The 12,522-nt window shown below is 48.7% G+C and carries 11 protein-coding genes; 2 read left to right on the top strand and 9 right to left on the bottom strand.

Going from position 1 to position 12,522, the window contains the following annotated elements; all coding sequences use genetic code 11:
• Positions 1 to 95 precede the first annotated feature (95 nt).
• The 6 genes from gltA to sdhC all read right to left on the bottom strand — a co-directional run bounded on the left by gltA (position 96) and on the right by sdhC (position 4,925).
• A complete protein-coding gene (gene gltA / locus LVJ85_RS05150; protein ID WP_244742099.1) occupies positions 96 to 1,379 on the bottom strand; it encodes a citrate synthase in 1,284 nt (427 codons plus the stop codon).
• Positions 1,380 to 1,470: 91 nt separating this feature from the next.
• Positions 1,471 to 1,719, bottom strand: a complete 249-nt coding sequence (locus LVJ85_RS05145; protein ID WP_085363225.1) for a succinate dehydrogenase assembly factor 2 — start codon at positions 1,717 to 1,719, stop codon at positions 1,471 to 1,473.
• 2 nt (positions 1,720 to 1,721) lie between these two features.
• Complete coding sequence (locus LVJ85_RS05140) at positions 1,722 to 2,426, bottom strand: succinate dehydrogenase iron-sulfur subunit (protein ID WP_244742097.1); 705 nt, start codon at positions 2,424 to 2,426, stop codon at positions 1,722 to 1,724.
• A gap of 20 nt (positions 2,427 to 2,446) precedes the next feature.
• On the bottom strand, positions 2,447 to 4,210 hold the full coding sequence (gene sdhA, locus LVJ85_RS05135) for a succinate dehydrogenase flavoprotein subunit (protein ID WP_244742094.1): 1,764 nt from the start codon (positions 4,208 to 4,210) through the stop codon (positions 2,447 to 2,449).
• Complete coding sequence (gene sdhD, locus LVJ85_RS05130; RefSeq protein WP_085363222.1) at positions 4,207 to 4,554, bottom strand: succinate dehydrogenase, hydrophobic membrane anchor protein; 348 nt, start codon at positions 4,552 to 4,554, stop codon at positions 4,207 to 4,209. Before sdhD ends, sdhA begins: the two co-directional genes overlap by 4 nt.
• On the bottom strand, positions 4,548 to 4,925 hold the full coding sequence (gene sdhC / locus LVJ85_RS05125) for a succinate dehydrogenase, cytochrome b556 subunit (RefSeq protein ID WP_085363221.1): 378 nt from the start codon (positions 4,923 to 4,925) through the stop codon (positions 4,548 to 4,550). Before sdhC ends, sdhD begins: the two co-directional genes overlap by 7 nt.
• A 610-nt stretch (positions 4,926 to 5,535) precedes the next feature.
• Between sdhC and LVJ85_RS05120 the strand changes: the two genes are divergently transcribed.
• Together LVJ85_RS05120 and LVJ85_RS05115 are read left to right on the top strand one after the other, a co-directional pair.
• Complete coding sequence (locus LVJ85_RS05120; protein ID WP_085363220.1) at positions 5,536 to 6,516, top strand: malate dehydrogenase; 981 nt, start codon at positions 5,536 to 5,538, stop codon at positions 6,514 to 6,516.
• A 264-nt stretch (positions 6,517 to 6,780) separates the two neighbouring features.
• On the top strand, positions 6,781 to 8,091 hold the full coding sequence (locus LVJ85_RS05115; RefSeq protein ID WP_244742091.1) for a sulfate adenylyltransferase subunit 1: 1,311 nt from the start codon (positions 6,781 to 6,783) through the stop codon (positions 8,089 to 8,091).
• An 88-nt stretch (positions 8,092 to 8,179) separates the two neighbouring features.
• On the opposite strand, the gene LVJ85_RS05110 is transcribed toward LVJ85_RS05115, so the two are convergent.
• The 3 genes from LVJ85_RS05110 to thrC all read right to left on the bottom strand — a co-directional run bounded on the left by LVJ85_RS05110 (position 8,180) and on the right by thrC (position 12,464).
• Positions 8,180 to 8,956, bottom strand: a complete 777-nt coding sequence (locus LVJ85_RS05110) for a ferredoxin--NADP reductase (RefSeq protein WP_085363218.1) — start codon at positions 8,954 to 8,956, stop codon at positions 8,180 to 8,182.
• 82 nt (positions 8,957 to 9,038) lie between these two features.
• The gene (gene msbA / locus LVJ85_RS05105) at positions 9,039 to 10,829 is read right to left on the bottom strand and encodes a lipid A export permease/ATP-binding protein MsbA (RefSeq protein ID WP_244742088.1); all 1,791 of its coding nucleotides are present in this window, start codon (positions 10,827 to 10,829) and stop codon (positions 9,039 to 9,041) included.
• A 222-nt stretch (positions 10,830 to 11,051) separates the two neighbouring features.
• Positions 11,052 to 12,464, bottom strand: a complete 1,413-nt coding sequence (gene thrC, locus LVJ85_RS05100) for a threonine synthase (protein WP_244742084.1) — start codon at positions 12,462 to 12,464, stop codon at positions 11,052 to 11,054.
• Between the last annotated feature and the right edge of the window lie 58 nt (positions 12,465 to 12,522).

Raw genomic sequence — 12,522 nt, 5'->3', positions numbered from 1 at the left:
TACATTGTTTTTAAAGGTAATTTAATTACATTTAATAAATAAATGGACTCTATACAAAATACCTTTGCAAACTATGAGTTTACAACAATCAAATATTAGCGTTTATTGATTGATACATAATCGCGACGCGGTGATCCGGTGTACAGCTGACGCGGACGACCGATTTTTTGGTTAGGATCGCTAATCATTTCATGCCAATGAGAGATCCAGCCAACGGTACGCGCCAATGCGAAGATAACGGTAAACATAGACACAGGAATACCTAATGCAGACAATACGATACCTGAGTAGAAGTCTACGTTCGGATACAGTTTGCGCTCAACAAAGTAAGGATCGTTCAATGCAATTTGTTCCAATTCCATTGCCAATTTGAATTGAGGATCATCTTCCAAGCCCAATTCTTTCAATACTTCGTAGCAGGTTTCACGCATGATGTTTGCACGCGGATCCATGTTGCGATATACGCGGTGTCCGAAGCCCATCAAGCGGTATTTACGTTCTTTAACGCCTTCCATAAAGGCTGCAACATTGGAAACATCACCGATTTCATCAAGCATCTTCAACACGGCTTCATTCGCACCACCGTGGGCAGGACCCCACAAGCTGGCAATACCGGCTGCAATACATGCAAACGGATTCGCACCGGAAGAACCGGCCAGACGAACAGTAGATGTAGAAGCATTTTGCTCATGGTCTGCATGAAGGATGAAAATGCGGTCAAGCGCACGCACCAAAACAGGATTCGGCTCATAATCTTCGCAAGGAGTGGCAAACATCATATGCATAAAGTTAGCGGTATAAGACAAATCATTGCGAGGATAGTTAAACGGCAAGCCGTTGGAATAACGGTAGCACATTGCAGCAATCGTCGGAATTTTTGAAATCAAACGATAAATAGCAATCTTGCGATGTTCAGGATCAGAGATCTCCAAGCTGTCTTGATAGAAAGCAGACAGTGCACCTACAACACCAACCATCATTGCCATAGGATGCGCATCACGACGGAAGCCGCGGAAGAACCAAGTCAGCTGTTCGTGAATCATGGTGTGGCGAGAAACAGTATGCTCGAATTTTGCCTTTTGCTCGGCAGTAGGCAATTCACCATAAATCAACAAGTAACATGTTTCGAGATAATCACTATTTTCTGCCAGCTGCTCAATAGGATAACCGCGATAGTACAACTGGCCTTTATCACCATCAATAAAGGTTATTTTTGATTCGCAACTTGCAGTAGATACAAAGCCGGGATCAAATGTAAACATACCGGTTCCCTTGGTAAAAGTCCGGATGTCTACAACATCCGGGCCTAAAGTACCTTCTAAAACCGGCAATTCCAATGACTCTTTACCATCGGCTTGTAACTTAATTGTTTTGGACATCTCTTACTCCTTTATTTTTCTGTTCAAGTTAGACTCAGCGCATTACCCTTTATGATGATGCGGCTATGCTGCTTTTCAGACGGCGCTTTAATCAAGCGCGCCTTATTTTCTCCAGAAGAGGAAGAAAACGGGTGTCTTCTGTATGCTCTTTTTGATTTACTAAAGCAAGAAATTGCTGATCAGGCAAATCTAAAATTTCTACAAAAACAGCCAATTCTTCGTCATTGAGATTCTGGAATTCTTTTTCCATAAACTTCCCGAGCAGGATATCCAGCTCGAGAAGTCCACGGCGTGTTTGATAATGTATTCTGCGTTTCGCAGCTTCATCAAAAACAGGCATATTTAAATTGCTCGTTTCAACATGATTTCTTTAATCTTACCGATAGCGCGGGTCGGATTCAAGTGTTTCGGACACACATCAACACAGTTCATAATGGTATGGCAACGGAACAACCGATAAGGGTCGTTCAGATTATCCAACCGCTCGTTCGTAATAGTATCACGACTATCGGCAATGAAGCGATATGCATTTAGCAAACCAGACGGACCTACGAACTTATCAGGATTCCACCAGAATGAAGGGCAAGCGGTAGAACAGCATGCGCACAAAATACATTCATAAAGACCATCAAGCTCTTTACGCTCCTCTTGGGTTTGCAAACGCTCACGATCAGGCGCAGGAGTATCGTTTACCACATAAGGCTTAATAGAATGGTATTGCTTAAAGAATTGAGTCATATCAACAATTAAATCGCGCACTACCGGTAAGCCCGGCAATGGGCGCAGTTTAATCGGCTGTTTCAAACTACGAATATCGGTCAAACAAGCCAAGCCGTTTTTACCGTTGATATTCATGCCGTCTGAACCGCAAATACCTTCCCGGCAAGAGCGGCGGAAAGACAAGCTGTCATCCATGGCTTTTAACTTAACAAGAGCATCCAGCAGTTTCACGTCTGTAGGCTCAATTTCAAGCTCATAGTCCTGCATATAAGGTTTGGCATCTACGTCAGGATTATAGCGATACACCTGAAAACATACTTTTTCCATGTGTTGTGTTCCTTTTATTTTTAGTAAACGCGCTTGGCCGGTTCAATATAATCAACGGTCAATGGTTTAGTGTGAACCGGTTTGTAAGACAAGCTGTTGTCGGCAGTGTAGAAAAGGGTGTGTTTCATCCAGTTTCCATCATCACGCTCAGGATGGTCGTCTGAAGCATGCGCACCGCGGGATTCTTTACGGGCTTCGGCAGAAACCAAGGTAGCCTTAGCCACTTCCATCAGGTTATCCAGCTCCAAAGCTTCGATTCGTGCTGTATTCCATACTTGGCTCTTGTCTTTAATTTCCGTATGTTTAACACGTTCGGCAAGTTTCAATACTTTTTCCACGCCCTCTTTTAAGATGGCATCGGTACGGAACACACCTGCATGCAACTGAACGGTACGTTGCAGTTCACGACGCAACTCATCTACATTTTCACCGCCGGTTTGGTTATTCAAACGATCCAAACGTTGCTTGGTGAGCTCGCCAGCATTGCCGGGTAACTCTTTCCAGCCGTCTTGCTTGTTGATGTATTCAATCATGCTGTCGCCGGCAGATTTACCGAATACAACCAAGTCTAACAGGGAGTTTGTGCCCAAACGGTTAGCACCATGTACAGAAGCACAAGCACACTCGCCGGCAGCATATAAACCGTTCACCACAGCTTCGGGATTATCGCCTTGAGGCACAACCACTTCGCCCAAATAATTGGTAGGAATACCGCCCATCATGTAGTGGGTGGTCGGCACAACCGGAATCGGATCTTTAATCGGATCGATACCGGCAAACTGAATGGAAATCTCGCGGATACCCGGCAGTTTTTCCATAATCTTTTCTGCACCGATATGGTCGATTTTCAGCAATACATGGTCTTTATTTTTACCACAGCCGCGGCCTTCATAAATTTCCATCGCCATAGCACGCGAAACTACGTCGCGAGAAGCCAAGTCTTTTACGGTTGGCGCATAGCGTTCCATGAAACGTTCACCGTCGCAGTTCAGCAGAATACCGCCTTCACCGCGTACACCTTCGGTAATCAATACACCGGCTCCGGCCACACCGGTCGGGTGGAATTGCCAGAATTCCATATCTTCCAACGGAATACCCGCACGAGCACAAATGCCCAAACCGTCGCCGGTATTCATAAAGGCATTGGTTGATGAAGCATAAATACGGCCCGCGCCGCCGGTAGCAAACAATACGGCTTTAGCGTGGAAAATGTAAATATCTCCAGTTTCCATTTCCATAGCGGTTACGCCGACAACATCGCCATTGTCATCACGAATCAAGTCCAGTGCAGTCCACTCCACAAAAAATTGCGTGTTTGCACGCACGTTTTGTTGATACAGCGTATGCAACATAGCGTGGCCTGTACGGTCTGCTACCGCACAAGCACGTTCTACGGCGCGTTTACCGTGTTCGGCAGTGTGACCGCCGAAAGGACGTTGATAAATTTTGCCGCTCTCTACGCGGTCGAAAGGCATACCCATGTGTTCCAGCTCGATAACGGCCTCAGGAGCACGACGACACATAAATTCGATGGCATCTTGGTCGCCCAACCAATCCGAACCTTTTACGGTATCGTACATGTGCCAGTCCCAACGGTCTTCCTGTACGTTACCCAAAGAAGCGGAAATACCGCCCTGAGCAGCTACGGTGTGAGAGCGAGTAGGGAAAACTTTAGACAATACGGCTGTGTTTAAACCGGATTTAGATAATTGCAACGCAGCACGCAAACCTGCACCGCCGCCACCAACAATTACAGCATCAAACTTACGAACAGGAAAATTCATACAATACCCCAAATTACTTTAACCGAATAAACCAAGCATCCCACCAACCAAATAATAGTGGCTACTTGTAAAAACAATCGCAAACCGAAAGGCTTGATGTAGTCCATCCATAAGTCACGGATACCTACCCAAGCATGCAGAAACAATGCGATGAAAGTAACTTGGGTAAATACTTTAACCCATGTTTGCGCAAAAAATGCCTGCCATGAATCGTAATCGCCAGGCAAGGCAAGCAAGAAGATAATGAAAGCAACTGTGTAAACCAACATGATAACTGCTGTCGCACGTTGCATTGCCCAATCACGCAAGCCGTAATGGGCACCGGCCAATTTACGGTCTACCATAACCATGCTCCTAATACTACGGTTAACACCAATGCTGCAACAAATACCAATTTGGCAGTTGCACGGGCAGTTTGCAATTCCAGTCCTTTATGGGCATCCAACAACAAGAAACGGATACCGGCTAAAGAATGGTGCAGATAAGCCCATAGAAGACCTATCAAAGCGAGCTTCACAAACGGATTGGAGACAACGGAACGGTAAGTTTCAAATGCAGCCTCACGGCTCAACGTACCGGCAAGGAAACACAGCAAAAGGGGCAGGCTTACAAATAAAATAACCCCGCTGATGCGGTGCAGAATAGAAACAATCCCGGGTATCGGTAATCTGATATTGGGGATTTCAAGGAATACAGGGCGCTGCTTCGTCTGCATTTCAATATCCTCTTTACACAGTATTTTTCTCAAAAAACTCAAACCAAAAAGTAGGTTTATGCACCTCCGCCTAAAGCGGGCTACATAAAACTACGTTAAGACGTAATTTACATGTTTTGCAACTGCTTGACCAGTCTTTTGTTACAGTTTTTTATGAATTTTACGGCTTCCTTAACAAACAATAGATTTTTATATTGGTTTTAAGCACATAAAATTTCAATTTATCCGTATTTTTCATCAATCCGTGGCTCACAAACGTCCTATTCCAGCCACATAAATTTCCTGCTTGAAGCTAAATTCCACCGGATTGCTTTTCCATACAAAATAAAACCGCTCCCCATCGGTTTCATGCGATTACAAAATTCTATTGCCCCGTTGTGTAAATTTGGTATGATACAGCGTTGCAAAAACGGTTTTGATGGCTTCAAATGGCATACCATCCGTTTGCACACAGCCGCAAAACGGCTTGAAGGTCTTTTGCGCTAAATGCTTTAAGTTATATAAATATAAATGCTTCATTCACTTCGCATCATCGAAAATATTTGATGAGGCCGTCTGAATCATTATATTTGTTTATCACAATCACAAATTCACCCAGGAGAGTTTTGGTATGAAATCACCCGTTCGCGTTGCGGTAACCGGTGCCGCCGGTCAAATTGGTTATGCTTTATTGTTCCGTATTGCCAGTGGCGAAATGTTAGGTAAAGACCAGCCTGTTATCCTTCAATTGTTAGATTTGCCCCAAGCGCAAAATGCCGTGAAAGGCGTGATGATGGAGCTTCAGGATTGTGCCTTCCCTCTGCTGGCCGATATGTTCACCACCGACGACCCTGAAGTGGCTTTCAAAGACGCACAAATTGCCATTTTGGTAGGTTCTCGTCCGCGCAGCAAAGGTATGGAACGTGCCGATTTGCTGCTGGCCAATGCCGAAATCTTCACCAAACAAGGTGCTGCATTGAACAAAGTTGCCGACCGCAATGTGAAAGTTTTGGTTGTGGGCAACCCTGCCAACACCAACGCTTACATTGCCATGAAATCCGCACCTGATCTGCCTGCGAAAAACTTCACTGCGATGCTGCGTCTCGACCACAACCGCGCGTTGAGCCAAATCGCAGAGAAAACCGGCAAAGCCGTAGCAGACATTGAAAAACTGTGCGTATGGGGCAACCACTCTCCCACCATGTATGCAGATTACCGCTTTGCCACCATCAACGGCGAAAGCGTGAAAGACATGATCAACGATCAAGAGTGGAACGCCAATGTGTTCCTGCCGACCGTGGGCAAACGCGGTGCTGCCATTATTGAAGCGCGCGGCCTGTCTTCTGCTGCTTCTGCCGCCAACGCCGCCATCGACCACATCCGTGACTGGGTGCTGGGCACCAACGGCAAATGGGTAACCATGGGTATTCCTTCTGACGGCTCTTACGGCATTCCCGAAGGCACTATGTTCGGCTTCCCGGTAACTTGCGAAAACGGCGAATACAAACTGGTTGAAGGTTTGGAAATCGACGAATTCAGCCAAGAGCGCATCAATGTGACTCTGAAAGAGCTGGAAGAAGAAAAAGCAGGCGTGGCTCACTTGTTGTCTTAATTGAGGCCGTCTGAAATCAGACGTTTAGTTTGAAGCAATCCCCTGATTGGTGCTGTTTTACAGCTCGCAATCAGGGGATTTTGTTTGCCGTTAAATCCGCGAGTACTTCCATTATTTTCGGACGGCCACCCCATGGGTCTCAAACATTTTCAACACCAATATAACAAAATCATCTTAAATTAAAACGAACCATTCTTTCCTTTTTTCAGACGGCCTGTTTACAGTAGTCATCAAATAACAGGCCATCTGAAAAAAGGATTTTGTATGAACGCACCCACCGCCCCTCTGCTTCGCTTTATTACTGCCGGCAGCGTAGATGACGGCAAGTCCACCCTTATCGGCCGCTTGCTTTACGACAGCAAAGCCCTGCTCGCCGACCAAGCCGCCAAACTCGACCAAACAGCTCAAAACGGCCAAGTGCCCGACTTCGCCAGCCTGACCGACGGCTTGGCCGCCGAGCGCGAACAAGGCATTACCATTGACGTTGCCTACCGTTATTTCTCCACGCCCAAGCGCAAATTTATCATCGCCGACACGCCCGGCCATGAACAGTACACGCGCAATATGGTTACGGGCGCATCCACCGCGGATGCCGCAATTATTTTGGTTGATGCCACCCGCGTTGATTTCAGCAGCAACGAACCTGTATTACTGCCCCAAACCAAACGCCACAGCGCCATTTTGAAGCTGCTCGGCTGCCCGAACATCATTGTGGCCGTCAACAAACTTGATCTCTTAGGCTTTGACGAACACAAATATCTCGCCATCACTCAAGCCTATCAAAAACTGGCCCAGCACATCGGCTTGGAAGCCGATATCCATTTCCTACCCATCAGCGCTTTAAACGGCGACAACATTGTCGATATCAGCCCCAATACACCTTGGTACACAGGGCTGGCGTTGCTGCCGCTTTTGGAAAGCCTGCCGGCAGCCCGCAGAAACACCGACCACCAACTCGCTTACTTTTCCGTGCAGCGTGTGGCTCGACAAGACGGCAGCAGCAGCGATGATTTCCGCGGCTATCAAGGGCGTTTGGAAGCAGGCCGTCTGAAAACGGGAGACGAAGTCAGAATCCTGCCCAATAACAAAACCGCGCGCATTGCGGAAATCTACCAGCCGAACGGCAAAAGCGACTCTGCCCAAGCCGGCGATGTACTAACCTTAACGCTCGACAGCGACATAGACGTTTCACGCGGTGACAGCATTGTTTCCGCCGACAATCCGCTGATACCGCAACAAAATTTTCAGGCGGCCTTATGCTGGTTTGACGAAACGCCGCTTAATCTGCGGCGGAAATACCTGCTCAAACAAGGCGCAAAAACCACCGGCGTGAAAATCAGCGAAATCGCTTATGTGTGGGATGTGCACACCCTCAGCCACGTTCAATCGGCGCAGCAGCTTAACCTGAACGACATCGGCAATGTCAGCCTGAAAACACAGCAGCCGCTCAACGCAACGGCCTACACAGAAAACCCAGCCACAGGCGCTTTTATCTTGATAGACGAAGCAACCAACCACACGGTTGCCGCCGGCATGATACGCGGCGCAAACCATGAAAGTACGTTTGAAATCTAATTCTGCCTGCCAATAAACAGAGGCCGTCTGAAAGTTTATTTCAGACGGCCTCTGTATGCACACCAAGCTATTCGGCAAATTACCCTGCTTATTGATCCACAAACGCGCGTTCAATCAAGTAATCGCCGCGCTGACCCATTTTCGGCGACACTTTCAAACCGAATTCGTTTAACACCTCGCTGGTATCTTTGAGCATGGCCGGGCTTCCGCACAGCATGGCGCGGTCGTGCTCGGGGTTCATCATCGGCAAGCCGATGTCTTCAAACAATTTACCGCTGCGCATCAAATCGGTAATGTGGCCGCGGTGCGGAAATTCTTCGCGCGACACCACCGGATAATAAATCAGCTTCTCTTTCACGAGGTCGCCCAGATACTCGTGTTCGGGCAATTCTTTGGTAAAGCGGTCGTAATAAGCCAAATCTTTTTTGTAGCGCACACCGTGTACCAAAATCACTTTTTCAAACTGTTCATACACTTCGGGGTCTTTCGTGATGCTCAAAAACGGTGCGATGCCGGTGCCGGTTGAGAGCAGATAAAGATGCTTACCGGGATTCAAATCACCGCAAATCAGCGTGCCGGTAGGCTTTTTGCTGATCAGCACTTCGTCGCCCACTTTCAAATGCTGCAAACGGCTGGTTAACGGGCCGTCTTGCACTTTGATACTGAAAAACTCGAGATGCTCTTCCCAGTTGGCGCTGGCCACGCTGTATGCGCGCATCAAGGGTTTGCCGTCCACCATTAAGCCGACCATCACGAATTGGCCGTTTTCAAAACGCAGCGACTCGTCGCGCGTGCAGGTGAAAGTGAAATAAGCGTCTGTCCAGTGATGTACTGATAAAACTTTTTGGGTATTGAATGCTGCCATTTAAGCTTCCTTAATCAATAATAGAAATAGCAAAAAATTACCGGTTTCAGACGGCATGTATATGAGGCCGTCTGAAAATGAATTAATCTGCGGCTTGGCTTAGGCCGTCTGAAATTTCGCCGTGCTTATCGAATTGCAGGCTGTGCAAATCGGCATAGCGGCCGCCCTTAGCCAGCAATTCGGTATGCGTACCCTGCTCGACCACCCTGCCTTCGTGCATCACCACGATATTGTCGGCTTTTTCAATCGTGGATAAGCGGTGGGCGATCACAATCGTGGTGCGGTTTTGCATCAAGGTTTCCAACGCCGCCTGCACCAAGCGCTCGGACTCATTATCCAGCGCGCTGGTGGCTTCGTCTAAAATCAAAATCGGTGCGTCTTTCAGAATGGCGCGCGCAATCGCCAAACGCTGCCGCTGACCGCCCGAAAGTTTCAAACCGTTCTCGCCGATTTCGGTCTGCAAACCGTGCGGCATGGCTTTGATAAACTCCCAAGCATTGGCGGCTTTGGCTGCCTGAATAATATCGGCTTCACTCACTTTATTCAGACGGCCGTAAGCGATATTGGCCGCTACCGAGCCGTTGAAGAGCACGACATCTTGGCTCACAAACGCCATATTGGCGCGCAGGCTTTCGAGCGTAAACTCGCGCAAATCAATGCCGCCGATGCGGATCTCGCCTTCGGTCGGATCGAAAAAGCGCGGCAGCATGTTGGCCAAAGTGGTTTTGCCGCAGCCCGACGCGCCGACCAATGCAACTACTTTGCCTTGCGGCACCAAAAGATTGATGCCGTTCAAACTGTTGCGCTCGGCTTCGGGATAGCGGTGCACGACATTACAAAATTCGATATTGCCCGGTTTGGTGCTCAATACCAAACTGCCGCCGTCGCTTTCTTCGGGCGCATCCAAAAAGCCGAATACGCTTTCCGCTGCCGCCAAGCCGCGTTGAAGGGACTGCACCACACCGGTCATGCGTTTGATCGGGTCAAACATCATGATCATGCTCGACAAAAACGCCATAAAGTCGCCGGCGCTGAAATCCGAAGAATTGGCCTGACCTGCCGCCACATACACAATCACGGCCAAAGCCACCGATGCCATCAGCTGGGTAAAACCCGTGCCGAAAGAGCTGGCGGAAACCTGCTTGATATTGTTGCGGCGCACATGGTCAGACACATGCTCGAAGCGTGCCGTTTCATATTTTTGACCGCCGTAAACCTTAATCACGCGCGCGCCTTCGATGCTTTCATTCAGCACCTGCATCATTTGGCCGAGATAAGTTTGGTTGACCTGCGACAGATTGCGCAAACGGCGGCTCACCAAACGGATGCTGATGGCCACCACCGGCAAAATGCCGAAGGTAATCAGCGTGAGTTTCCAGTCTAGATAAAACAGCAAACACAGCAGACCAACCACGCTGACGCCGTCTTTGGCGATGACCGTAATCACGTTGAAACCGGCGTCGGTAATCTGGCCGGCATCGCTCAAAATGCGCGACATAATCCGGCCGCTGCTGTTGTTGCCGAAATAGCCCGACGGCAGGCGCATCATTTTTTCAAACATTTCGCCGCGCACCTTTTGTACCAAATGGCTCGAAAGGTAGGTGGTGCAATATTCGTTGAGAAAATTGAACAGGCCGCGAATCAGAAACAGACCCACAATCGCCAGCGGCAGCCAGGTCATTTTCTGCATGTTTTTATCGACGAAGCCTTCGTTAATCAACGGCTTCAACAGATAGCCAAACGCAGGCATGGTCGCCGCCACCACCAGCATCGAAAAAACAGCAAAGGAAAAAATCTTCCAATAGTTTTTCAGATACCCCAGTAAGCGCGTGTATAAAACCAGATTTGGCCGCTCTTTCATTTGGTTTGGCATAATTTCCCGTAAATTGAGCGCAAACATGTCATTCTAAACAAAAACATTTTTCATCACAATGTTTGCAGATAGCACGAAACAGCCGCAGAGGGCTGTACCGATATCCGGTTGGCGAACCGTTGTTCCGTTTATCTCAAAGGCCGTCTGAAAGCGAACTTTGCGCGCTTCGCCAAAACGAGCTGTGCGAGTTTCGCTAAAACGTTTCAGACGGCCTGAACACCTTTATTTTTCTAAAGTTTCACGAATGATGGCTTTAACGATGTCCGCATTGTTCGGCACGACTTGAACGCGTTGCGGCAGTTTTTCTAAGCCTTCCAAACCGGTGGGGCGCGGGATTTGCACGTCGCCCACGGCTTCGCGGATGGTGTCTTCAAACTTGGCCGCCAATGCGGTTTCCAAACAAACGATGGTTTCGCCCGCTTCGCGCACTTCGCGCGCCACTTTCACACCGTCGGCGGTATGCGGGTCGATGAGTTCGCCGTCGGCTTGGTACACTTCGGCGATGATGCGCAAACGGTCTTTGTGCAGGCTTTTGCCGGATACGAAACCGTAGCGTTGATGCACTTTTTCCAGCAGCCAATTCAGGTCAAAGCCTTTGCCTGCGCCCACTTCCGCCCACAAGGCTTCCACTTGTGCGGCATCGCGCTCAACCAAATCGAAAATAAAACGCTCGAAGTTGGAGGCTTTGGAAATATCCATAGACGGGCTGGAAGTTACCATAGTGTGGTCGGCGGTACGCGGGCGGTATTCGCCGGTTTTGAAAAACTCGTCCAACACGTCGTTTTCATTCGTCGCCACAATCAGGCGATGGATGGGCAGACCCATCTGGCGGGCAATGTGGCCGGCGCACACGTTGCCGAAGTTGCCGCTGGGCACGCAGAAGCTGACTTTTTGCTCATTGCTGTGGGTTGCGTTGAAATAGCCGGCAAAGTAATACACCACTTGGGCAACGATGCGCCCCCAGTTAATGGAGTTGACCGTGCCGATATGGTATTGCTCTTTGAAAGAAGCGTCATTTTGCACGGCTTTGACTATATCTTGGCAGTCGTCAAACATACCTTTTACGGCGATATTGTGGATATTCTCGTCTTGCAGGCTGAACATCTGTGCGCGTTGGAAAGCACTCATTTTGCCTTCGGGCGACAGCATGAATACATGAATGCCTTTTTTGCCGCGCAGCGCGTATTCGGCTGCCGAACCGGTATCGCCGCTGGTGGCGCCGAGGATATTGAGCTGTTTGCCTTCTTTGTTCAGCACATATTCAAACGCGTTGCCGAGAAACTGCATGGCCATGTCTTTAAACGCCAGCGTCGGGCCGTTGGAGAGGGCTTGGATTTTGATGCCGTCTGAAAGCGTGCGCACCGGCGTGATTTCTGCCGTGCCGAAAGCTTCGGCGGTGTACGTGCGGTTGATGATGTCGCGCAGGTCGTCGGCGGGAATATCGGTCACAAACAGGCTCATGATTTCAAAAGCCAATTCGGGATAGCTCAAGCCGCGCCATTTTTCCAGAGTTTGCCCGTCAACCTGCGGATAGCTTTCGGGCATCATCAGGCCGCCGTCGGGGGCGAGACCCATCAATAAAACTTCGCTGAATGCTTTATGTGCGGTTTGGCCGCGGGTGCTGATATATTTCATGATTTCTTCTTGTATTTCGTGAGATGGTTTGAAAAATTTCATGCCCGAAAGCGGGCTT

This window comes from Neisseria sp. Dent CA1/247, from assembly GCF_022870825.1.
Lineage (GTDB): Bacteria > Pseudomonadota > Gammaproteobacteria > Burkholderiales > Neisseriaceae > Neisseria > Neisseria zoodegmatis.
Note: the sequence above shows the minus strand (reverse complement) of the source record. Positions and strands in the feature narration are given on the sequence as shown.